Consider the following 23,067-nt stretch of genomic DNA (forward strand, 5'->3'; position numbering starts at 1 on the left):
GGCGCGGACCCTATCCCGCCCGTCGGGCGGGGGAAAGGGGGAGGGATCCTTTTGTCGGCTTGTCAGGCGGCGGATGCGCTCTTAAGTCTTGTGCGCAACCGAGAGAGGGCCAATGCAGAAAGACGCTTACACGCTGATCCTCGAGGCGATCGACGCCGGGGTCTACCGGCCGGGCGACCGGCTGGTGGAATCGGAACTCGCCGAGCGGTTCGGCGTATCGCGCACGCCCGTGCGCGAGGCGCTGCAACGGCTCGAGACGCAATCCATGCTGGCGCGCGATGGCCGCTCGCTGATCGTCGCCTCGCTCGATCACAACCAGCTGGCCGAGCTTTACGTCGTGCGCTCGGAACTCGAGGCGCTGGCGGCGGCGCTGGCGGCCAAGCATGCCGCGCCCGAGGAGGTGCGGGTGCTGCAGGAGATGGTCGACGAGGATCGCGCCCGCACCCGCGACCCGATCGCGCTGTCACAGGCGAACAAGCGCTTCCACCGGCAGATCCATCTGGCCTCGCACAACCGCTATCTGGTGCAGCAGCTCGATCTCGTGCACCGCTCGATGGCGCTTCTGGCGACCACATCGCTGGCGGCCGAGGGGCGGGGCGAGACGGCGCTTGCCGAGCATCAGGCGATCGTGGACGCGATCCGCAAGGGTGACGAGGACGGGGCCGCGGCGGCGCTGCGGGCGCATATCTCGAAGGCCTTCGAGACGCGGCTGAAGCTCGATGCCCAAGGCGGGCACAAGGGCGTGGCCGAGGGGCGCTAGTCGATCTGCGGCGCCCGTGGCGGCCGGGCGGGCTCGACGGGGGCCGGGGCGAGGGCCGGGGCCGGCGTTGCCGGCGCCGCGACGCCGTGCAGCGCATCGAACAGCCCGTGCGCGGTCTTGTCCCAGTAGAACGGCCGGGTGATGACCTCGTAGATCGCCTTCCAGCCGGCGAGCGCGCCGAGCGGGAAATAGAAGTGCAGCGTCGGCACCCAGGGCAGCAGGTGGCGATGGCGGGGGCCGCGCACCGCCCAGATCCCGACCGCGAGATTGACGATCTCGGCCAGCGCGAAGACGCTCAGCAGCGCCGTTTCGCTTCCGGCCGAGAGCAGGTCGCGCACCGGATGCCAGACCCCGAGGAAGATGAGCCAGCAGCTCCACAGCAGCGGCGCCAGCAGGTATTGCGAGAGCGCGCCGAGGAACATCACCTGCAGGCCGAGAAAGCGCCAGGCGCCCAGCTCGCGCCACAGCTGACCAGGCGCGCGCATGTGCACCCCCCAGGTCATCGCATAGCCCTTGAGCCAGCGCGAGCGCTGCTTGACCCAGGGCAGGGGGCGGCAGTTCGCCTCTTCGCGGGTCACGGTGGCGAGCAGCTCGGTGCGCAGGCCGCGTCGCGCGAGGCGGATGCCCAGATCGGCATCCTCGGTGACGTTGAAGGCATCCCAGGCGCCGACCGCCTCAAGGAGGTCGCGGCGGAAGAACAGCGTGGTGCCACCCAGCGGCACGGCCAGGCCGAGCCGCGCGACGCCGGGCAGGACGGCGCGGAACCAGACCGCATATTCGACGGTGAAGCAGCGCGCGAGCCAGTTCGTGCGCGGGTTGTAGTAATCGAGCACCCCCTGCAGGCAGGCGACCTCGGGCGGGGCCTCGGCAAAGCGGCGGGCGACGGCGTGCAGCTGGTCGGGGTCGGGCATGTCCTCGGCATCCCAGACCCCGACGATCGAGCCGCGACAGAAGTTCAGCGCGAAGTTCAGCGCCCGCGGCTTCGTCCGGATCGGCCCGTCGGGCACGGTCACGACGCGCAGCCAGCGTGGCAGCGTCGCCCCGGCCAGCGCGTCGCGGGTGGTGCTGTCCTCCTCCTCGACCACCAGCAGCACGTCGAGCAGCTCGCGCGGGTAGGTCAGCCGGCCGAGCCGGCGGACCAGCCGCTCGGCGATGTCGTGTTCGCGAAACAGCGGCACCATCACCGAGATCACCGGCAGGCGGATCGGCGCCGTGACCCGGGCCGGCGGCAGGGTCGAGGCAAAGCGCTGCAGCTCGGCAAGCCAGGCCAGAAGCTTGAGCGCCATGCTCAGCACGAGCGTGGCGACGGCCCAGCCGAAAAGCAGCGCGAAGACCGCCACCGGGGCCAGCAGCAGCCCGAGCGCCATCCCGGCCATCATTCCGAGCGCGAGGCGCGAGGCGCGCTCGCCGTCGTGGCTGCGGCAGCTTTCGGCGGCGGCGACGCGGCATTCGGCGCGGCGGATCAGGGCAGTCTGGCGGCGGGAGAGCAGTGCGTCATGCACGGCCCGCTCGGGGGCGAGCACCATCCGGTAGGGGGCGAACTCGACGGGCAGGGCACCGCGCAGGCGGGTGAACTCCTCGGGCCGTGCGGTGGCGATCACCGTGGTCGCGCCAATCCGCCGCCACGGCACCATCGCCTCCTTCAGGCACAGCTCGGGGCCGAGGGCGTCGATCAGCCGCGGGTCGGGCGGTTCGGCGGCCAGATCGACGCGCGCGGCCTGCCATTGCTCGGCCAGCGCCGCCATCAGCGCCGCCTCGCTCACCCAGCCATGGGTCAGCAGGATGTCGCCAAGCCGGACGTCCTCGCGCTCGCGCAGGGCAAGGGCCGTGGTCAGGTCGCCCGGCGTGATCGCGCCGTGATCGAGCAGGATCCGGCCGAGCGGCCGGCGTCCGCTGACCGGGCGGGGCGTGCGGGAGCGGCGTGCGGTGATGCCGATGCGCCCGCTGGCGGCAAGCCCGGCAAGCCCCGGGGTGCCGTCTGCCGCCGCTCCGTCGATCCGGCCCCCGTCGTCCGAGATCATGCCGCCCCCGCTGCGCTGGTGTTGCGGGAAGCAGGATTCCAGATCGAGGTTAACGCAAAGTTAATCTGGGTCCCGGCGCCGGGGCTGGGCGGAAACGAAAAGGGGCGGCCCGGTGTCCCGAAGCCGCCCCCGCATGTCCTGCCTCGACGCGCTCAGCCGGCGCGGCGGGCGCGCATCGCCTCGGCGAAGCGCTCGAAGAGGTAATAGCTGTCCTGCGGGCCGGGGCTCGCCTCGGGGTGATACTGCACCGAGAACACCGGCCGCCCCGCCATCGCGATGCCGCAGTTCGAGCCGTCGAAGAGCGAGACATGGGTCTCCTGCACGCCCTTCGGCAGGGTCTGCGCATCGACGGTGAAGCCGTGGTTCATCGAGGTGATCTCGACCTTGCCGGTGGTCAGGTCCTTGACCGGGTGGTTGGCGCCGTGGTGGCCGTGGTTCATCTTGATCGTCTTCGCGCCAAGCGCGAGGGCGAGCATCTGGTGGCCGAGGCAGATGCCGAAGAGCGGCAGCTCGGTTTCCAGAATGCCCTTGATCATCGGCACGGCATAGGCGCCGGTCGCGGCCGGGTCGCCCGGACCGTTCGACAGGAACACGCCCTCGGGGTTCAGCGCGAGCACGTCCTCGGCGGTGGCCGAGGCGGGCAGCACGGTGACCTCGCAGCCGGCCGAGGCGAGGCAGCGCAGGATGTTGCGCTTCGCGCCATAGTCGATCGCGACGACCTTCAGGCCGGGGCCCTCGCGGCGGCTGTAGCCCTCGGGCCAGGCCCACCGCTTCTCGTCCCAAGTGTAGCTTTGCGCGCAGGTCACGTCCTTGGCGAGGTCGAGGCCGACAAGGCCCTTCCACTCGCGCGCCTTCTTCACCAGCGCCTCGATGTCGAAGTTGCCTTCGGGATCGTGGGCGATGGCGACATGCGGGGCGCCCTGCTGGCGGATCGCGCGGGTCAGGCGGCGGGTGTCGACGCCGCCGACGCCGATCCGGCCCTTCTTCACCAGCCAGTCGACAAGGTCATCGGTGGCGCGCCAGTTCGAGGGATCGGTCGGGTCCCATTTCACCACGAGGCCGGCGGCGACCGGCTCGGCGGTCTCGTCATCCTCGGTGTTGACGCCGACGTTGCCGACATGCGGGAAGGTGAAGGTGACGACCTGACCGGCATAGCTCGGGTCGGTCATGATCTCCTGATAGCCGGTCATCGCGGTGTTGAACACCAGCTCGGCGACGGTGACGCCGGCGGCGCCGAACCCCTTGCCGTAGAACAGTTGCCCGTCCGCAAGCGCGATCAGCGCGGTGGGCTTTTCCGATGACTGGTTGATTGCAGGCATGGCGCGACTCCCCGGGGCAAAATCTGCTGGAACCTACGGGGGCGGGGCTGCCGGGTCAAGGCCCTTGCGGCAAAAGATGTTGTCGTTTGAAATCAATAAGTTACGTCGCTTGCGCCGAGGCGTTGGCAGGGGTATCCTGACGCCCTTGGGTCAGATGAGGACAACGTGATGCAGATGCGCGAGCGGCTTTCCGCGGCATTGAAAGAGGCGATGAAGGCGAAGGATGCCGCCCGTCTCTCGACGCTGCGGCTGATCAATGCGGCCATCAAGGATCGCGAGATCGCGATGCGGACCGAAGGCGAGGCGGTGTCGATCGGCGATGCCGAGGTGCTGGGCATCCTCGGCAAGATGGTGAAGCAGCGCCAGGAATCGGCGCGCGCCTATGAAGAGGGCGGCCGGCTCGAACTGGCCGAGAAGGAACTCGCCGAGGTCAAGGTGATCGAGGAGTTCCTGCCGCGCCAGCTGACCGCCGAGGAAGTCACCGCCGCGGTCGATGCGGCGATCGCCAAGGTCGGCGCCAGTTCGATCCGCGACATGGGCCGCGTGATGGCCGAACTGAAGACGAAATACACCGGGCGGATGGACTTTGGCGCCGTCGGCCCGATGGTGAAGACCCGGCTCGGCTGAGCCCGCGCCGTGCCGCCGCGCGCGTCCGGACGGATGGCGCGGGGCGGCCCGCATCTTTTCCCGACAGTGGTGACGCGAGCGGCCCCGGCCGCGATTCGTCCGCGCCCTTGAAAGCGGCGCGGCGGCGGCATTTGGCGCGACGATTCGACCTCCGCCAGCCTCGCGCGGTTGACGCGACGTCTGCCGTCGCGGCGGGGGCCGTTGTCGCGATGCCTCGAAAATGGACAGTCTGACGCAGGAGGCAGGTCGCGCTTTGAGGCTAGTGCGCCGCTTTCTGACGGTTCGGTGACAGGGGGTCGGTCCGTTTCGGTCCCATTTTGTCGCGACGGGTTTTCCGGGTTGAAATCCGATTGCCCGCTTGCTTAAGCTTCCCTCACGGGAGCAAACGAACCAAAAAAACGACAGGGGAGCCCGAATTTGACGACTGCAGCGACCGACGAAGGTTTCGTCGTATTCGATCACGTCCAGAAGAGCTATGACGGCGAAACTCTGGTTGTGAAGGACCTTAACCTCTCGATCGGCAAGGGCGAATTCCTGACGATGCTCGGCCCGTCCGGCTCGGGCAAGACGACCTGCCTGATGATGCTGGCGGGGTTCGAGACCGCGACGCACGGCGAGATACGCCTTGGCGGGACGAACATCAACCACCTGCCGCCACACAAGCGCGGCATCGGCATGGTGTTCCAGAACTATGCGCTTTTCCCGCACATGACGGTGGCCGAGAACCTGTCCTTCCCGCTCGAGGTGCGCGGCATGGGCAAGTCCGACCGCGAGGAGAAGGTGAAGCGCGCCCTCGACATGGTGCAGATGGGCAAGTTCGCGAACCGTCGCCCGGCGCAGATGTCGGGCGGCCAGCAGCAGCGCATCGCGCTGGCCCGCGCCCTCGTCTTCGATCCGGAACTCGTGCTGATGGACGAGCCGCTCGGCGCGCTCGACAAGCAGCTGCGCGAGCACATGCAGTTCGAGATCAAGGCGCTGCACGAACGTCTGGGCATCACCGTCGTCTATGTCACCCACGACCAGGGCGAGGCGCTGACCATGTCGGACCGCGTTGCGGTGTTCAACGATGGCCGGATCCAGCAGCTTGCCCCGCCCGACGAGCTTTACGAGCGGCCGAAGAACAGCTTCGTCGCCCAGTTCATCGGCGAGAACAACAAGCTGCCCGGCACCGTCGAGAGCCTCGAGGAGGAGACCTGCACGGTGCGGCTGCAGACCGGGGAGCTGATCAACGCGACGCCCGTCAACATACGCCACGTCGGGCAGGAGACGCTGGTCTCGATCCGCCCCGAGCGCATCGAGTTCAAGCCCGAGATGATGCCGCCGGGCGCCCACATGATCGACGCCGAGGTGCTCGAGGTGATCTACATGGGCGACATCTTCCGCACCCGGATGCGGGTTGCCGGGATCGACGATTTCGTGATGAAGTCGCGCAACACGCTCGGCCAGACCAAGCTGCATCCGGGCGAGAGGCTGAAGATCGGCTGGCATCCGCAGGATGCGCGCGCCCTCGACCCGATGTGATCCGGGCGCAACTCAAAAACACGGGCGGCGGAACCGTCGCCCGACAGAAATGACGACAAGTCAGACAAGACCAACAGGGGAGTAAACCATGAAGAAACTTTTGATCCTCACCACGGCTCTGGTGGCGACGGGCTACGCGGCCTCGGCGCAGGAGCTGAACGTGGTGTCGTGGGGCGGGTCCTATACCGTCTCGCAGGTGGAGGCCTATCACAAGCCCTTCACCGAGATGACCGGGGTCAAGATCAACTCGATCGACGCCGACAACCCGGCCACGCCGCTGAAGGCGCAGGTCGAGGCCGGCAACGTCTCGATCGACCTCGCCGACATCGAGCTCTCCGACGCGATCCGGTTGTGCGACGAAGGCCTGCTCGAGCCGATCGACCCGGCGATGCTGCCGCCGGCGCCCGATGGCACCCCGGCGACCGAGGACTTCGTGCCGGGCGCGATCCAGGACTGCGCCGTGGCGAACATCGTCTGGGGCACGGTCGTTGCCTATGACAAGACCAAGTTCCCGGGCAACGAGCCCTCGACGCTGGCCGATTTCTTCGACACCACCAAATACCCGGGCAAGCGCGGCCTGCTGAAGACCGCCAAGCGCACCATGGAAATGGCGCTGGTCGCCGACGGCGTTGCGCCCGACAAGGTCTATGAGGTGCTCGGCACCGACGAGGGCGTGGCGCGTGCCTTCAAGAAGCTCGACAGCATCAAGAAGGACATCGTCTGGTGGGAAGCCGGCGCGCAGCCGCCGCAGCTGCTGGCCGATGGCGAAGTGGTGATGACCACCGGCTACAACGGCCGCTTCTTCGCCGCCGAAGTGGGCGAGGGCAAGCCCTTCGGCACGATCTGGGACGGCGAATACATGGACTATGACCTCTGGGCGATCCCGAAGGGCGCGCCGCATCTTGAGGACGCGAAGAAGTTCCTGGCCTTCTCGACCGACACCCAGCGTCTGGCCGATCAGGCGAAATACATCGCCTACGGCCCGGCCCGGAAATCGTCGAACGCGCTGATCGGCATGTACAAGGACGGCAAGACCGAGATGGCCCCCTACATGCCGACGAACCCGGAGAACATGAAGAACCCGATCTGGACCGACCCGACCTTCTGGGCGGACCACGATGCGGAACTGGCCGAGAAGTTCAACGCCTGGCTCGCCAGCTGATCGTCTGCCAGCTGATCGCCTGATCGTCTGACTGCGGAGGACGGGGCAGCCCCGTCCTCCCTCTCCCCCCGCGCCGCCGCCTTCGCCGCGGTGGCCCCGACGCGCATTCCGAAGGGGAACCGAATGACCGACGCGACCTCCCAAATGATCACCACCGCCGACGGCAAGCCGCTCAAGGCCGCGCTTGCCGCCTCGCTTGCCGTGCGCCGCCGCCGCGCTTTCCTGCTTGTCGCGCCGCTCTTTCTGTTCATCCTGATCTCGTTCATCGTGCCGATCGGGCAGATGCTGTTCCAGTCGTTCTACAACGACACCTTCAGCAAGAACGCTCCGGCGCTGGTCGAGTGGTTCTCGACCCATCCCGAAGGATCGGAGATCGACGAGAGCGCCTATGCCGCGCTCGCCGCAGACCTTGCATTGATGAAGACGAACCGCAGTGCCGGCGAGGCGGGCACGCGCATCAACTATGACGTCTCGGGCACCCGCTCGATGTTCACCTCGACCGCGCGCGGCGCCGACAAGTTCCAGCCGCCCTTCAAGGAGGCGATCCTGAAGGTCGAGAAGAAATGGGACAATCCGAATGTCTGGCGCGCGATGCGCTCGGCCTCGAACCCGTTCACGCTCGACTTCTACCTTGCCGCGAACGACCTGACCCGCGACGAGACCGGCAAGATCGTGCCGGTGGCCGAGGGCCAGGCGATCTATAAGAAGCTGATGGGCCGCACGCTGATGCTCTCGCTCGAGATCACCGCGCTGTGCCTGCTGCTGGGTTTCCCGATCGCCTTCCTGCTGTCCTCGCTGCCGATGCGCAAGGCGATGCTGCTGATGATCCTGGTGCTGCTGCCGTTCTGGACCTCGCTCCTGGTGCGCACCACCGCCTGGATGGTGCTGCTGCAAAGCCAGGGCGTGGTGAACGACCTGCTGGTCTGGCTTGGCTTGGTGCGCGACGATCACCGCATCCAGATGATGTACAACGAGACCGGCACGATCGTGGCGATGACCCACATCCTGCTGCCCTTCACCATCCTGCCGCTCTATTCGGTGATGAAGACGATCCCGCCCAGCTATGTGCGCGCGGCGCGCTCGCTTGGCGCCACGTCCTGGACCGCCTTCCGCCGGGTCTATCTGCCGCAGACGCTGCCCGGCATCGGCGCAGGGGGGCTTTTGGTCTTCATCCTGGCGATGGGCTATTACATCACCCCGGCGCTTGTCGGCGGCGCCGATGGCCAGATGATTTCCAACATGATCGCGATGCACATGCAGAAGACGCTGAACTGGTCGCTGGCCGCGGCGCTGGCCGCCGAGCTGCTGGCGATCGTGCTGATCTTCTTCTGGATCTACGACAAGCTTGTCGGCATCGACAAGATGAAGCTCGGCTGAGGAGAGAGGACCCATGGCGCTTCCCGTCTACGCAAGCCCGCTCGAAAGGCTGTGGCATTACACTTACCTGGTGATCTGCGCGCTGATCCTGCTGTTCCTGATCGCGCCGATCATCATCGTGATCCCGCTCAGCTTCAACGCCGAGCCCTACTTCACCTTCACCCACAAGATGCTGACCTTCGACCCGTCCGGGTATTCGATGCGCTGGTATGACAAGCTCATCACCTTCGGCATGCAAAATCCCGAGGCCGAACGCGGCTCGGCCTTCTGGTGGGATTTCTGGAACAACGCCACCTGGATGCAGGTGACGAAGAACTCGATCATCATCGGCGTCTGTGCGACGCTGCTGTCGGCGGGCCTCGGCACCATCGCGGCGCTCGGTCTGACCCGGCCCGAGATGCCCTTCCGCAAGCAGATCACCGCGGTGCTGATCTCGCCGATGATCGTGCCGATCATCATCTCGGCCACCGGCATGTTCTTCTTCTACTCGGGCCAGTGGCTGCCGATCATCAGCCTGTCGGGCGGGGCGCACATGGAATGGGGCCGGCTTGCCGGCACCTATGCGGGCATCATCCTCGCCCATGCGGCGCTTGGCATTCCCTTCGTCATCATCACCGTGACGGCGACGCTCTCGGGATTTGACCAGTCGCTGGTGCGGGCGGCGGCCTCGCTTGGCGCGAACCCGCGCACGGCCTTCTTCCGGGTGGTGATGCCGCTCATCCTGCCGGGCGTGGTCTCGGGCGGCCTCTTCGCCTTCGTGACCTCGTTCGACGAGGTGGTGGCGGTGCTCTTCATCGCCAACCACGATCAGCAGACGATCCCGCGGCAGATGTGGAACGGCATCCGCGAACAGATCTCGCCGGCGATCCTCGCGGTGGCGACGATCCTCGTGGTGATCTCGATCGCGCTTCTGGCCACGGTCGAGCTGCTGCGCCGCCGCTCGGAACGGCTGCGCGGCCTCAGCCCGCGCTGAGCGGGCCCCCGGAACCGGACGACGCAGGCAGGGGGGCTTCGGCCCCCCTGTCGCGTTGCGGAGGCTGGCATTCGGGGGGCCGGGCGCGGCGGGCCTGTTCGCGCAGGTTCACCCCAAGCGCCATCAGTGCCGGCCACAGCATATAGGCCTCGATCTCCAGGTTCTCGCCGAAGGAGAGCAGCAGGATCGTCATCATCACGCCAAGGGGCAGCCGCCCCGCGGCGCCCCGCCCGGCCTCGAGCAGCGCGTTCAGGGTCTGCAGCACCATCGGCACCAGAAGCCCGGTGAAGCCGACGATGCCCTTGACGAACAAGAGCCCCCACCAGGTGTGATGGCTGCCGATCGGCATGTGCTCGACGACATGACCGCCCGGCGCGACGGTGCCATGGCCGAACCAGAAGGCCTCGGCCCGCCAGCGCTCGCCGGCGATGCGCTGCAGCGTCTCGCGCACCCGGGTGCTGTCGGCGCGCGCGCCCTTGAAGGCTGCGACCGCATCGCCCATGAGTCGCGCAAGCGCCGGGCCCAGAACGGCAAGCGAGGCCGCGAGCCCCGCAAGCGTCATCCAGACCGCACTGCGGGCGACGAGCGGCACCATCCGCGGCCCGATCGTGCAGGCGACAAGGCCGATCATCCCCATGCGCGATTTCGACAGCACGATCATCGCCAGCCCGCCCGCCAGCCCGGCGATCCGCCAGCGCCTCTCTTTCTCCTCCAGCGCGAAGACCACCATGAGGACGCCCAGAAGGGCGGCAAAGGGCGACCAGGGGGCATAGAACTGCCAGCGCGGGGTCCAGCTCGCCGGGTCATAGGTGAAGAGATAGACGCTGAAATACTCGGGCCCCGGGCCGCCGATCGCCTTCAGCGGCGAGGTGAAGATCTTCTCGGGCAGATGCAGGATCGGGGCGAGGAACAGGAAGGGCGTCAGACAGGCTGTCCACAGCCCGACGACGCATTGCCCGCGCACCAGGATCTCGCGCCGCACCGGCAGCACCGCGCCGGCGAGCAGGAACAGCGGGATCAGCGCCCAGCCCTTCATCCAGCCGATCGTCGACTTGATCGTGGCGCCCGTGCCAAGGCCCCAGTCGAGATGCCCGACCCAGAGCGCGATCAGCAGCACGGCCATGCCCGCGAACCAGACCAGCACCAGCCCCGGCACCGGGCCGGTGGCGCGCAGGTCGGGCCGGATCGCCGGGCCGAGGTAGAGCGACAGTGCCGCCAGCATCGCCAGCGTCCAGCCCAGCACCGGCCCCGCGACATAGAGGGCGCCGAGGAAGTAGAGCGGCCAGGTCCAGACCTGGGCCTTCCACACCATCGCCTCGGCCGGGTTGGCGGGGGCGAGTGGCGCGGTCATGGCGCGGCGGTCGCGACCGGGCGCGGCGCCAGAAGCCGGCCGATCAGCGGCTTGCGCACCCAGCCGAGGGTCAGCCCGATCAGCAGGAAGATCGTCGCCGCACCGCCCGCCGCAATCGCCAGCCCGCGCCGCGGCGAGGAGGGGGCATCGGGCAGCGACGGGTCCTCGAGCACCTGCACCAGCGGGTAGGAGGCGTAAAGATCGGTCTTCGCACTGCCCGAGCGTGCCATCGCCGAGGCGAGAACCGTTTCCGCGACGCGGAAGTTGCGCTCGCCATCCTCGAGCCGCGCGGCAGGCGCGCGCAGCGCCTCGACGCGGGTCTCCATCGTCGCGAGCCGCGCGCGCTGGCTCGCACGTTCCGCCGCGAGCCCCGCCCGCGCCGTCTCGGCCGCGACGAGGTCGCGCAGCAGCCCGGCGCGCTCGTCCGCGCGGGTGAGGTCGAGCGTGGCAAGCTGCGCCGCCTCAAGCCCGGTCAGCGCCTCGGCATGGGCGAGCATCCGGGCGCGCGCCGCGGCAAAGCCCGCCTCGGCGGTGCGCCGTTCGGGATGGCCGGGGCCGAGCCGCGACAGCGGGGCGAGCGCCGCCGCCGCCTCGGCCGCCGCGGTGGCAAGGGCCGCGTGCTGCGCATCGGCCTGCAGCTTGAGCAGCGCCGCCGCGAGTTCCGGGGTGACGCCCAGCCGGGTCTCGAGGCTCGCCTCGGCCTCGGTCCGGTCGTCAAGCTGCGCCGACAGATCCGCCACGCGGGCGCGCAGGGCGTCGGTTTCGCTGACCAGCCCGGCATATTGCGCGGCCGAGGCGAGGCCACTTTCGCTCTGCAGTCGTGCCACCTCGGCCCGGGTGGCGGCGACGGTGGCGCGGTATTCCTCGATCGCGCGATCCTCGCTGCCGCGCCGCTGCGCCTGCTCGTCATGGCGCAGCGCATCAAGCGCGCTGAAGAAGGCCGCAAGCAGCGCGCCGGCGCGCGCCTGCGCCTCTTCGGGGCTGGGACCGGTCAGGTCGAGCTGGATCAGCCCAGTCTGATCGACCAGCTCGATCCGCGGCTTGCCGAAGTCCCGCGGCGCCATCCCCCGGCGCGCGGCGGCGGCGGCAAGGATGCGGTCGGCCGAGAGCAGCCGCTTGTAGGTCTCGGTCGGGCTGACGGTGCTTGACGAAAACGGCGAGGGCGCCGCCGAGGAGGCCTGCCCGAGTTGGTCGAGATTGACCGAGGCAGAGCTGCCCGAGCCCGGCAGGATCAGCGACAGTTCGGAGCTGTAGCGCAGCGGCGCCTTCGCCAGATAGGCGCCGATCGGCGTCCAGATCGCCGCCGCGCCCAGCAGCGCAATCACGCCATAGCGGGGCAGGCGGCCGGCATCATCGAGCCGACCGCCGCCGACGAGCCGCAGCCACGAGAGCTCGCGCCACGTCCGTCGCTTGAAGAGGAGACGCCCGCCGCGACCGCTCGCCGTGCTGAGAGTGGTGGCTTCGGCGCTTGCAAGCGGCGTGTCATTCAACATCATGGCCAGCGCCTCCTCTCCTTCCTTCTAGCGCAGCGCGCCGGCGAATGCCGCCGCGAGGAGGGATCGGCCGGGGGCGCGATGGGAGAGGGCGACCTATCCGTCCGGATAGGTCAGAACAGCCCCGCGTCGCGCGCGATCATCGCCGCCTGGGTGCGGTTATGGGCGCCGATCTTCCGGTAGAGCGTCTTCACGTGCAGCTTGACCGTGGGCTCGGTCACCTCGAGATCGCGGGCGATCTCCTTGTTCGACTTGCCCTCGACGAGGCCCTCGAGCACCTCGGCCTCGCGCCGGGTCAGCCGTTCGCGCAGCGGGTGGGCGGGTTCCTCGGCGGCGCCGCGCAGGAAGTCGAGCGGCGCATATTGCTCGCCCATGGCCATGAAGCGCACCGCATTGACCAGCGATTTCGCGGCAAGCGTCTTCGGCACATAACCCGCCGCGCCAAGCGCCAGCGCGCGTTCGGCAAGCTCCGGCGTGCCGGTGCCCGAGATCAGCGCCACCCGCTGCCCGCCGTCGAGCGCAAGGATCTGCTCGAGCCCCTCGAGCCCGTTCATTCCCGGCATCGCGAGGTCGAGCAGCACGAGGTCATAGGCCGGTCCGCGCCGGATCGCGGCGATGGCCGCGGGCAGGTCGGCGACGGTCTCGGCCACCATGCCGCCCTCGCTTTCGAGGAACAGCACCAGCGTGTCGCGCAGCAGGTCGTGGTCGTCGGCGATCAGGACGCGCAGGGGCGCCCCGGGGCCGCCGGCCGGTCTCGTGGTCACGGCTGCTCTCCTCCCGGTTGATTCGCCTGGCGGATATGGTTGCATGTTGCGGCCCTCCCGTCGCTTTCATTGCATCAGATCATGGCGATTTTGGGGTGGGCTGCGGGATAGGGGGACCTATCCGGTCGGATGGGACAGCCTGTCGCGGCGGGGCAGAGGGCCGCTGCGGCGGGACAGCGGCCTATCCCGGGGCGGGGTGCGCCCCTCCCGCCGCGTGCTGGAGCGGGCAGGGGCAGGGCAGGCAGGTTGGGGGCAGATCCATGCTTCCGGAGACCCGCCATGACCTTCCCGCTTCCCTCCGCCGCCTTCACCGCCTCTGCCCCCGTCTCCGCCGCCGCGCCGCGCAGTGCCGGCCTGCCCGCGATCCGGCTGTTCGGGCTCGACCTTGTCGATGCCAGTGCCGATGCCGCGATTGCGGCGATGCTCGCCCCCGGCCGGCGCCGCGTGGCTTTCCTGAACGCGCATTGCGGCAATGTCGCCGCGCAAGATCCGGCCTATGCGGCGGCGCTGGCCTCGGCGGACCTCGTCCTGCCCGACGGCATCGGGGTCGAGCTTGCGGCGCGCATGCAGGGGCAAAGCTTCACCGCCAACCTGAACGGCACCGATCTGGTGCCGGCGCTTCTGCACGAGGCGGCGCTGCGCGGGCTGTCGGTGTTCCTGTTCGGCGCGGCGCCGGGCGTGGCCGAGGCCGCGGCCGCGGCGCTGACCCGGCGGATGCCCGACCTGCGCATCGCCGGCACCCGCGACGGCTATGAGGGCGCGCGCGACAGCGCCGCGGCGATCGCCGCGATCAACGCCTCGGGCGCCGATCTGCTGATTGTCGCGCTTGGCGTGCCGGCGCAGGACCTGTGGCTGGCCGAGCATGCCGAGCGGCTTGCGCCGCGGCTGACGCTCGGCGTGGGCGCGCTGATCGACTTCCTCGCCGGCCGGCAGCGGCGGGCGCCGGCGCTGGTGCGCCGGGTGCGCGCCGAATGGGTGTGGCGGCTGGCGATGGAGCCGCGCCGCATGGCCCGCCGCTACCTCGCCGGCAATCCCGTCTTCCTCGCCCGCGCCGCGACCGAGGCACTGCGGCTGCGCGGCGCGATCGGGGTGCAGCGCCGGCTGCTCGATCTGGCCGTGGCCGGGGGAGCGTTGCTTCTGCTTGCTCCGCTCTTTGCCCTGATCGCGCTGGCGATCCGGCTCGAGTCGCGCGGCCCCGCACTCTTCTGCCAGACCCGGATCGGCCGCGACGGCCGCCCCTTCACGGTGTTCAAGTTCCGCTCGATGCACGCCGATGCCGAGGCGCGGCGGGACGCACTTCTGGCCAGTTCGGACCGCGCCGGGATCTGCTTCAAGGCCCGCCATGACCCGCGCGTCACCTGCGTTGGCCGGCTGCTGCGCCGGTTTTCGCTCGACGAACTGCCGCAGGTGTTCAACGTGCTGCGCGGCGAGATGTCGATCGTCGGGCCGCGCCCGGCCCTGCCCGAGGAGGTCGCCGCCTATCCCGCCCATGCGCGCGAGCGGCTGGCGGTGAAGCCGGGGCTGACCGGGCTTTGGCAGGTCTCGGGCCGCGCCGAGATCAGCTTCGAGCGGATGGTCGAGATGGACCGCGTGCATGCGCGCGCGGCCACGATCGTGCTCGACCTCGTGGTGATCGCGCTGACCTTCCGGGCGCTGGTCACCGGGCGCGGGGCCTGCTGAACGGACAGATAGGCTGACCTATCCCATCGGATAGGTCAGCTGTGCCGATGTTCCCGCAGCTGCGCACGGCAAACGTGTTAGCCTGATCTCAACCGTGGCGGGAGATTCTTCCGCCATGCCTTCCGCAACCCTGTCCGACCCCGGGGATCCCATGACCAGACGTTTTCATCCGCTCCTTTCGCTCGCCCTTGCCGGCTGCCTGTTCCTGACCGGGCCGCTGCCGGGCCTTGCCGGCACCGACACCTCCGGCGCCGAGGTGCTGGCGCAAAAGCCCACCGGCACCGTGCTGCTGACCATCACCGGGTCGGTCGCCGGCGCCGCCGCGCCGGTGACGGTGCAGCTCGATCAGGCGATGCTGGCGGCGCTGCCGCAGGCAAGCTTCACCACCACCACGATCTGGACCGAGGGGCCGCAGACCTTCACCGGCGTGCCGCTCTCGGCGCTGCTGGCCGCGACCGGGATGACCGGCCGGGCGATCCTCGCCCGCGCGATCAACGATTATTCGGTCGAGATCCCGGTCGAGACATGGCCCTCCGATGGCCCGATCGTCGCCTATCTGCGCAACGGCAAGCCGATGTCGGTGCGCGAGAAGGGGCCGCTGTGGATCGTCTATCCCTATGACGCGCGCGCCGACTATCGCAGCGAGGTGGTCTATTCGCGCAGCATCTGGCAGCTCGACCGGCTGGAACTGAAGCCCTGACGGGCGGGAGGCGGACCGATCGTGTGGCAGGTCGAGGCAGAGAGCGCGCAGCCTGACAGTCCCCGGCGCAGCCGGTTGCGATGGCTGCGCCCCGGGCTGATCGTCCTGGTCTTCGCGCTGGCGCTCGGGCTGATCGCGGTGATGAGCGTCAGCGTGATGGGGCAGATGCGCGCGCTGCGCACCGCCTCGTCCGACAACCTGCAATGGACGCTCGCCCAGGTCGACACCGAATTCCTGCGCTATCACCACGCGATCGAGGAGGCGCGGATCGACAGCATGCAAGGCATGCTGAGAACCGCCGACCTGGCCCAGCTGCGCACCCGCTTCGACATCTTCTACAGCCGCATCGACACCTTCCGCGCCACCGGCACCTATGCCAAGCTGCGCGATGACGCGGAATTCTCCCGCGCCTTTGCCGACACCAGCGCGGCGCTTGCGCAGATGATGCCGGCGATCGACGGGCCGGATGACGCGCTGGAGGCCAGCCTGCCCACGCTCGATTCCGCGGCCGAGCGGGTGGCGCCGACGGTGCGCTCGCTCTCGCTGATCGGGCTTGCCGAATTCGCCCGGCAGTCGGATGCCGGCCGCGTCGCCGTCACCACCATGCTGATGCGGCTCGGCGGCGTCGCCTCGGTGCTGTTCGTCGCGATCTCGCTGCTCGCGGTGTCGCTGCTGCGGCTGTTCCGGCTGAGCGAGACCCGCGCGGATGAACGTGCCGTCACCGCCGCGCGGATGCGCACGGTGATCGAGACCTCGCTCGACGGCATCATCCTGTGCGATCGTCGCGGCCGGATCATCGAGTTCAGCCCGGCCGCCGAGACGATCTTCGGTCATACCGCGGCCGAGGCGAAGGGGCGCGACATGCTGGGCCTGATCCTGCCGCCGGGGGCCGAGACCGCGCCGGGCGGCCTTGCCCTTGCGGCCGAGCTGCGCGACCCGCTGCCCGGCGCGCATGACCGGATCTATCTCGACGGGGTGCGGCGCGACGGCACCACCTTCCCGGCCGAGGTCTCGGTGCGGCTCGCCGATGCCGGCGGGCGGCGGCTGTTCGTGCTGTTCATCCGCGACATCTCGGTGCTGAAACAGGCCGAGGCGGCGCTGACCGAGGCGCGCGACCGGGCCGTGGCCGGCGAGAAGGCGAAGGCCGATTTCGTCGCGGTGATGTCGCACGAGATGCGCACGCCGCTGAACGGGCTTCTCGGCTCGATCTCGCTGTTGCGCGACACCGGGCTCGATGCGCGTCAGCGCCGCTATGTCGACACGGTCGAGCTGTCGGGGCGGTTGCTCAGCGGGCTGGTCAACGACGTGCTCGACCTGTCGAAGTTCGAGGCCGGGATGATGGTGCTCACGCGCGCGCCGTTCCAGCTGTCGCGGGTGCTCGACGACGTGGTGTCGAACCAGCGTGAACTGGCGCGGGCGCATGGCAACCGGCTGGGCTGGAGCTGGTGCGGCGCGCCCTTCGATCCCTGCATGGGCGATGCGGCCAAGCTGCGCCAGGTGCTGCTGAACCTCGTCAACAACGCCACCAAGTTCACCACCGACGGCGAGATCCGGATCGAGGTCGAGGCGATGCCGGGCGAGGGCGGGCTGCGCGAGGTCGAGTTCCGGGTGATCGACACCGGCGCCGGCATCGCCGAGGCCGATCAGGAGCGGATCTTCCGCGATTTCGAGATGGTCGACAGTTCCTATGGCCGGCAGGGCGGCACCGGGCTCGGGCTTGGCATCGCGCGGCGGCTGGTCGAGCTGATGGGCGGCGAGATCGGCGTCGAGAGCACGCCGGGCGAGGGCAGCCTGTTCTGGCTGCGCCTGCCGCTCGAACGGGCCGAGACCGCGCCTTCCGAGGCCCGCAGCCCGCGCCGCGCGCCGCGCAAGCGGGCGCCGGCGCAGCGGCTCTCTGTGCTGGTCGTCGAGGACAACGAGATCAACCGCACGCTCCTGCGCGAGATGGTCGAGGCCGAGGGCCATATCGTCACCGAGGCGGTGAACGGTCGCGAGGGAGTGGAGCGCGCCGCGGCGGCCCGGTTCGATCTGATCCTGATGGATGTCTCGATGCCGGTGCTGGACGGTCGCGACGCCACGCGCGAGATCCGCGCCGGCCGCGGCGCCTCGCGCGATGTGCCGATCGTCGGCGTCACCGCCCATGCCCTGCCCGAGGAGCTGGCCGCCTTCCGCGAGGTCGGAATGACCGACATCCTGAAGAAGCCGATCGACCGGCCGGCGCTGGTGCGGCTGCTCGCCGGCACGGTGCGGGCGATGGAGGCGGCGGTTCCGGCTGTGCCGGCGGCTCCGGCCCCCGAGCCGCTCTTCGATCCCGAGCGCTTCGGCGGCATGGTTTCCGGTGCGGCGCTGCAGGGGCTGTTCGAGCGCTTCGTGACGCAGGGGGACGGGCTGCTGGGCGACCTTGCCGGCGGCGCCTTCGGGCCGATGACCGAGGCGACAGCGCGCGCGGCGGCGGTGGCGGCGGTGCATCGCTGTGCGGGCTCGGCCGGCGCGCTTGGCGCGCTGCGGCTGCAGGCGGTGTTGCAGGCGATCGAGACGGCGGCGAAGCGCGGCGATGACGCGCCGCTGGCCGGTGCGGCGGAGACGCTCGCGCCGCTCTGGGCCGGGACCCGGGCCGAGATCGAGGGCTGGCTTGCGGCGCAGCGCGCCGGGCAGGCGGCGGGGCAGGTGGCGGGCTAGAACCCGCCGGCCACCGCGCCGATCACCCGCGCCACGTCGGCGATGTTGGTGACCGTGCTGTCATAGCAGGCCAGCGCATCGCCCGGCAGCAGATAGGGGTCGTAATCGTCGCGGTCGGCGCGGGTCATCATGTCCTCGAGCCGCCGCTCGACCACGACCGAGACGCCGGTGAGCGGATTGCGCGACAAGAGCGCGGCCGAGCGGTGCCCGCTGGTCGCCAGCGCCCCGCCGACGCAGTTCGCGTTGATCGCCGCCTGCAGGAAGCGCGTGCCATAGGGCACCTGCCGGGTCTCGGCGCCATTGGCCGAGGGGGCGTTGCCGGTGGCGGGCTGGGTCAGGTTCGACAGGAAGAGCGACACGCCCGGCGGGCTGACCGGGCTCGGCACCATCAGCGCCTCCTGGAAGCAGCCGCGCGAGGGCACGGCGACGGTATCGCCCGCGATCAGCATCACGTCGTCGAAGGCGGTGCCCTCGATCGCGCCGCGCATGTCGATCGAATAGCTGCGCCCGGCCCGCGTCAGCCGCACCGCCGACAGGTCGGCGTCGGGCCGGATGCCGCCCGCGGCGCGCAGCGCGGCGGACAGGTTGCGCCCCTCGGTCGAGCCGCCAAGCGCCTCCTGCCGGCGGGTGTCGATCGTGTCGCCGCGCAGGCCGAGCTCGATCACATGCGGCTCGAACACCGCGCCCGAGACGCCGACGCGGACCGAGCCGAAATCGGAGACCAGCACCGAGACCTCGGGTGCCTCGGGGTAGTGCCCGCCGGCGACGAGCCGCGCGTCGATGTCCTTGGCGACCGACCCGGCGCCGCGCCCGGCCGCCGGCACCGCGCCGAGGAAGGGCAGTTTCACCGTGCCGTCGCGCGACACCTCGTAGGCGCCGCTGAAGGTGGTGTCGCCGAAGATCCGGATGTCGAGCAGATCACCGCGCGAGAGCGCCTCGCCGCCCAGGCCTGCGGGGGCGTGCGCGGCGCGGCCGGTGCCGCCCGCCGGCGCGCGGCAGGTCTCGGCATTCATCGCGGCCGAGCGCAGCGCCACTGCCTCCTTCGGCTTCGGTCCGGGGGTGCGGTATTGCGCCTGAAAGCCGCCGCCCGTCGCCGCCGGTTCGAGGTTGTCGGGCCGGCGTTCCGGCGCGCAGGCGACGGCAAGGGCAAGCGACAGGGCAAGGGCGGAAGAGGTCCGGAGGGCGGCGGGGCGGATGGGGCGCAAGCTTTGCTCCGTGAAAGACATGGGGCGAATACGGGCAGAGTATCGGATGGCCGGGCGGGCGTCTACGCGCGCGGCGGGGGTGGGCGACCCTCTCCCTTCGGATAGGGGGACATCCCTTGGCGTCGCCCGGCTCTCCGGGGGCTCCCGCGACGGCGGGGCAGGGGGCGCGGTAAAACGGGGACATGACCTAACGGCATTTCGCCCCAGACCGGACCCGACACCATGCGCACGCCCCGTTTCCCCACCGCCGGCAGCTTTGCCTCGCACCTGATGGCGCTTGGCCTGTCCGACGTGGCGCAGCGCGCCTCGCGCCTCGCCGTGGTGGTGGTGGTGGCGCGCAATCTCGACGCCGGGGCGATCGGCCTTGCGGCCGGCGCCATGGCCGCCTCGGACCTGCTGAAGGCGCTGACCGAGAACGGTGTGAACCAGCGCATCATCGCCGCGCCCGAGGCCGATCTCGAGGCCGCCTGCATCACCGGGCGCAAGATCCACCGCGCCTGGTGCCTGGGCCTTTTCGCGCTGCAGGTGCTGGTTGGCGCCGGGGTCTGGGCGGGCACGGGCGATGCGCTCGTCTTCGGGATGATCGTGCTGCTCGCCGGCGAATATCTGGTGATGCCGGCGGGGCTCATTCACTGCGCGCTTGCGATGCGCGAGGGGCGGCTGGCCCGCACCGCGGCGATCGGCGGCATGCAGGTGGTCTTCGCGAACCTGCTCACCGCGGTGCTGGCGCTGGTGCTGGCCGGGCCGCTGGCGCTCGTGTTGCCGCGGCTGATCGCGGCGCCGGTGTGGCTGATCGGCATGCGCCGGCTGCGGCCGTGGCGCCCGGTGCCGGGCCTCGAGGGCCTGCCGCTCGGCCACTTCACCGGCTATGGCGCCGCGGTGCTGGGCGTCGAGGTGGTCAAGGCCGCCCGGCTGCAGGCCGACAAGCTGGTGATCGGCCTGATCCTCGGGCCCGAGCTGCTGGGTGCCTATTTCCTCGCCTTCAACGCCGGGCTCGGGCTGGCCAGCTCCTTCGCCAATGCCTTCGGGGTGGCGCTGTTCCCGGCGCTGTGCCGGGCCGAGGACCGGGCGCAGGCGCTGCGCCGCGCGCTTCTGCTCTCGGTCGGGCTGATCGCCCCGGTGGTGGTGGTGCAGGCGCTTCTCGCCCCCTGGTATGTGCCGATCCTCTTCGGTGCGAAATGGGCGGGGATGAGCGCCATCGTCTCGACCCTGTGCCTGGCCGCGATCCCGGCGCTGGTCTGGACCGCCGCGGCGCAATGGCTGCGCGCCGAGGGCCGCCCGGCGCTCGAGTTCCGCGTCACCCTGGCGATGACCGTGCTGTTGATCGCCAACACCGCGCTGACCGCCCCCTTCGGGCTCGGCGTGACCGCGGCGGGCTATCTCGCCGTCGCTTCCCTCACCCAGCTTGGTGCGGCGCTGCCCGCCCTTGCCTCCGCCCTTCGCCTGCCGCGCCGCCCGGCGCTGCGTCTTGCCAACGCCTGACCGACAGAAAGGCCCCGCCATGCCCCGTTTCTCGATCATCATCCCCTGCCGCAACGCCGCCGCCACCCTGCCGGCCACGCTCGAAAGCCTCGCCGCGCAGACCCTGCCCGACTGGGAGGCGCTGCTGGTCGACGATGCCTCGACCGATGCCACCGCCGCGCTGATCGCCGCGGCCGCGGCCGCCGACCCGCGCATCCGCGCCGTGACCGCGCCGCGCCGCGGCCCCTCGGCCGCGCGCAACCACGCGGCCCTTGCCGAGGCGAAGGGCGAGATCCTTGCCTTCTGCGATGCCGACGACCTCTGGGCGGCGGAAAAGCTCGCCCGCTTCGATGCGGCCTTCGCCGATCCGGCGGTGAGCGCGGTCTATGCCCGCGTCGCCTTCTTCCGCGCCGATCCCGACCGCCCGAGCACCGCCTCCGAGATTGCCGAGGTGCCGCTGACCATCCTCGACCTGCTGGGCGAGAACCCGGTCTGCACGATGTCGAACCTGGCGATCCGCCGCGCGGCCTTCGAGGCCACCCGCGGCTTCGACGAGGAGCTGGTGCAGAACGAGGACCTCGAATGGCTGGTGCGGCTGGTGGGGGGCGGTGCGGTGGTGATCGGCATCGACGCGGTGCTGACCTTCTACCGCACCAGCGTCAGCGGGCTGTCGGCCGACCTGCCGGCGATGCAGGCCGGGCGCGCCGCCGCGGTCGAAAGCGCCGCGCGCTATGGCGAGACCCCGGATCCGCGCCACGAGGCGGTGTTCCTGCGCTATCTCTCGCGCCGGGCGCTGCGGCTTGACCAGCGTGGCGGCTCGGCGCTGCGCCTGGCGCTTGCCGGCATCGCGGCGAGCCCCGGCGGTTTCTTCGCCCCCCCGCGCCGCGGTGCGCTGACGGCGGGGGGCGCGCTGCTCGCCCCGCTGCTGCCCGGCTCGCTGCGCCGCATCCTCTTTGCCTGACCTGTTCCTTTTCCCCGGAGTGCCCACCATGCCCCACGCCTCGATCATCGTGCCCGCCTTCAACGCCGAAGCCACGCTGGACGCGACGCTGCGCAGCCTGCGCGCGCAGACCTTCACCGATCTCGAGATCATCGTCGTCGATGACGGCTCGAGCGACCGCACCGCGCGGATCGCCGCGGACCATGCCGGCGAGGATGGCCGGGTGCAGCTGGTGATGCAGGCGAACCGCGGCCTTGCCGGCGCGCGCAACAGCGGCATCCAGGTTGCCCGCGGCGCGATCATCGGCTTTTGCGACGCCGACGACCTGTGGCGCCCGCACAAGCTGGCCGCCCATGTCCGGCATCTGGCCGAGGCGCCGGCGGTGGGGCTCAGCTTCTCGGGATCGGCGCTGATCGACGGGGCCGGGCAGCCGCTCGGCCTCGCGCAGCGGCCGCGGCTCTGGGGGATCCGACCCGATCACGTCTTCCTGCGCAACCCGGTCGGCAACGGTTCGGCCGCGGTGCTGCGGCGCGCGGCGCTCGATGCCATCGCCTGGCGTCCGGCGGGCGAGACGGTGCGCGACTGGTGGTTCGACGAGCGCTTCCGGCAGTCGGAGGACATCGAATGCTGGCTGCGTCTGGCGCTGACCACCGACTGGCAGATCGAGGGGGTGCCGGGCGCGCTGACTGCCTATCGGGTGAATCCGGCGGGGCTGTCGGCGGCGGGCGGGCGGCAGCTTGCCGCCTGGGAGCGGGTGGTGGCGAAACTCGCGCCGCTCGCCCCCGATTTTTTCGCCCGGCACACGCCGGCGGCGCGCGCCTATCAGCTGCGCTATCTCGCGCGGCGCGCGGTCTCGGCGGGCGACGGGCGCGAGGCGCTGCGCCTTGTGCTTGCCAGCCTGCGCCTGTCGCGCCACCCGCTGGTGAACGAGCCCACGAAGACCCTGGTCACGCTGGCCGCCGCGCTGGCGCTGCGGCTCTTCGGTGCCGCCGTGCTGCCCGCCCCCTTCGCCCGCCGTTCCGCCTGATCCCCCG

18 protein-coding genes are annotated in these 23,067 nt (G+C 70.3%); 12 read left to right on the forward strand and 6 right to left on the reverse strand.

The window, feature by feature from the left end; all coding sequences use genetic code 11:
- The first annotated feature begins 112 nt into the window (after positions 1–112).
- On the forward strand, positions 113–760 hold the full coding sequence (locus AC0QTQ_RS05725) for a GntR family transcriptional regulator (RefSeq protein WP_480258661.1): 648 nt from the start codon (positions 113–115) through the stop codon (positions 758–760).
- On the opposite strand, the gene AC0QTQ_RS05730 is transcribed toward AC0QTQ_RS05725, so the two are convergent.
- Complete coding sequence (locus AC0QTQ_RS05730; protein ID WP_480258662.1) at positions 757–2,781, reverse strand: glycosyltransferase; 2,025 nt, start codon at positions 2,779–2,781, stop codon at positions 757–759. The two genes, AC0QTQ_RS05725 and AC0QTQ_RS05730, sit on opposite strands and share 4 nt — an antisense overlap.
- A gap of 152 nt (positions 2,782–2,933) precedes the next feature.
- Positions 2,934–4,100 carry a glutamine-hydrolyzing carbamoyl-phosphate synthase small subunit gene (gene carA, locus AC0QTQ_RS05735; protein ID WP_480258663.1) on the reverse strand — a complete coding sequence of 389 codons (1,167 nt, stop codon included), beginning with the start codon at positions 4,098–4,100 and terminating at the stop codon, positions 2,934–2,936.
- A gap of 168 nt (positions 4,101–4,268) precedes the next feature.
- Between carA and AC0QTQ_RS05740 the strand changes: the two genes are divergently transcribed.
- From AC0QTQ_RS05740 to AC0QTQ_RS05760, 5 genes are all read left to right on the forward strand, one after another.
- On the forward strand, positions 4,269–4,727 hold the full coding sequence (locus AC0QTQ_RS05740; protein ID WP_480258664.1) for a GatB/YqeY domain-containing protein: 459 nt from the start codon (positions 4,269–4,271) through the stop codon (positions 4,725–4,727).
- 417 nt (positions 4,728–5,144) lie between these two features.
- Entirely contained in the window at positions 5,145–6,248 is a 1,104-nt protein-coding gene (locus AC0QTQ_RS05745) for an ABC transporter ATP-binding protein (protein WP_480258665.1), read from the forward strand.
- A gap of 88 nt (positions 6,249–6,336) precedes the next feature.
- The gene (locus AC0QTQ_RS05750; RefSeq protein WP_480258666.1) at positions 6,337–7,410 is read left to right on the forward strand and encodes an ABC transporter substrate-binding protein; all 1,074 of its coding nucleotides are present in this window, start codon (positions 6,337–6,339) and stop codon (positions 7,408–7,410) included.
- Between the two features lie 123 nt (positions 7,411–7,533).
- Positions 7,534–8,787, forward strand: coding sequence for an ABC transporter permease (locus AC0QTQ_RS05755; RefSeq protein ID WP_480258667.1), 1,254 nt, complete (start codon positions 7,534–7,536; stop codon positions 8,785–8,787).
- Between the two features lie 13 nt (positions 8,788–8,800).
- Positions 8,801–9,760 (forward strand): ABC transporter permease, encoded by a 960-nt coding sequence (locus tag AC0QTQ_RS05760; RefSeq protein WP_480258668.1) that lies wholly within the window; start codon positions 8,801–8,803, stop codon positions 9,758–9,760.
- On the opposite strand, the gene AC0QTQ_RS05765 is transcribed toward AC0QTQ_RS05760, so the two are convergent.
- The 3 genes from AC0QTQ_RS05765 to AC0QTQ_RS05775 all read right to left on the reverse strand — a co-directional run bounded on the left by AC0QTQ_RS05765 (position 9,747) and on the right by AC0QTQ_RS05775 (position 13,332).
- Positions 9,747–11,111 (reverse strand): O-antigen ligase domain-containing protein, encoded by a 1,365-nt coding sequence (locus AC0QTQ_RS05765; RefSeq protein ID WP_480258669.1) that lies wholly within the window; start codon positions 11,109–11,111, stop codon positions 9,747–9,749. The genes AC0QTQ_RS05760 and AC0QTQ_RS05765 overlap by 14 nt on opposite strands.
- On the reverse strand, positions 11,108–12,607 hold the full coding sequence (locus tag AC0QTQ_RS05770) for a GumC domain-containing protein (protein ID WP_480258670.1): 1,500 nt from the start codon (positions 12,605–12,607) through the stop codon (positions 11,108–11,110). Before AC0QTQ_RS05770 ends, AC0QTQ_RS05765 begins: the two co-directional genes overlap by 4 nt.
- A gap of 110 nt (positions 12,608–12,717) precedes the next feature.
- Positions 12,718–13,332: a response regulator transcription factor gene (locus AC0QTQ_RS05775; protein ID WP_480259197.1), complete on the reverse strand. Its 615-nt coding sequence runs from the start codon at positions 13,330–13,332 to the stop codon at positions 12,718–12,720.
- 315 nt (positions 13,333–13,647) lie between these two features.
- Between AC0QTQ_RS05775 and AC0QTQ_RS05780 the strand changes: the two genes are divergently transcribed.
- From AC0QTQ_RS05780 to AC0QTQ_RS05790, 3 genes are all read left to right on the forward strand, one after another.
- Complete coding sequence (locus AC0QTQ_RS05780) at positions 13,648–15,048, forward strand: WecB/TagA/CpsF family glycosyltransferase (protein ID WP_480258671.1); 1,401 nt, start codon at positions 13,648–13,650, stop codon at positions 15,046–15,048.
- A gap of 151 nt (positions 15,049–15,199) precedes the next feature.
- Positions 15,200–15,748, forward strand: a complete 549-nt coding sequence (locus tag AC0QTQ_RS05785; RefSeq protein ID WP_480258672.1) for a putative pterin-binding protein — start codon at positions 15,200–15,202, stop codon at positions 15,746–15,748.
- A 21-nt stretch (positions 15,749–15,769) separates the two neighbouring features.
- Positions 15,770–18,427: a hybrid sensor histidine kinase/response regulator gene (locus AC0QTQ_RS05790; protein WP_480258673.1), complete on the forward strand. Its 2,658-nt coding sequence runs from the start codon at positions 15,770–15,772 to the stop codon at positions 18,425–18,427.
- Here AC0QTQ_RS05790 and AC0QTQ_RS05795 read toward each other — a convergent pair.
- The gene (locus tag AC0QTQ_RS05795; protein ID WP_480258674.1) at positions 18,424–19,632 is read right to left on the reverse strand and encodes a polysaccharide biosynthesis/export family protein; all 1,209 of its coding nucleotides are present in this window, start codon (positions 19,630–19,632) and stop codon (positions 18,424–18,426) included. The genes AC0QTQ_RS05790 and AC0QTQ_RS05795 overlap by 4 nt on opposite strands.
- 222 nt (positions 19,633–19,854) lie before the next feature.
- Between AC0QTQ_RS05795 and AC0QTQ_RS05800 the strand changes: the two genes are divergently transcribed.
- The 3 genes from AC0QTQ_RS05800 to AC0QTQ_RS05810 are packed head-to-tail and all read left to right on the forward strand — an operon-like array spanning position 19,855 to position 23,060.
- Positions 19,855–21,114, forward strand: a complete 1,260-nt coding sequence (locus tag AC0QTQ_RS05800) for an oligosaccharide flippase family protein (protein ID WP_480258675.1) — start codon at positions 19,855–19,857, stop codon at positions 21,112–21,114.
- 19 nt (positions 21,115–21,133) lie between these two features.
- Complete coding sequence (locus AC0QTQ_RS05805; RefSeq protein ID WP_480258676.1) at positions 21,134–22,054, forward strand: glycosyltransferase family 2 protein; 921 nt, start codon at positions 21,134–21,136, stop codon at positions 22,052–22,054.
- Between the two features lie 28 nt (positions 22,055–22,082).
- Entirely contained in the window at positions 22,083–23,060 is a 978-nt protein-coding gene (locus AC0QTQ_RS05810) for a glycosyltransferase family 2 protein (RefSeq protein ID WP_480258677.1), read from the forward strand.
- The last annotated feature ends 7 nt before the right edge of the window (positions 23,061–23,067 follow it).

It is taken from the genome of Paenirhodobacter sp. YD-8 (assembly GCF_056590935.1).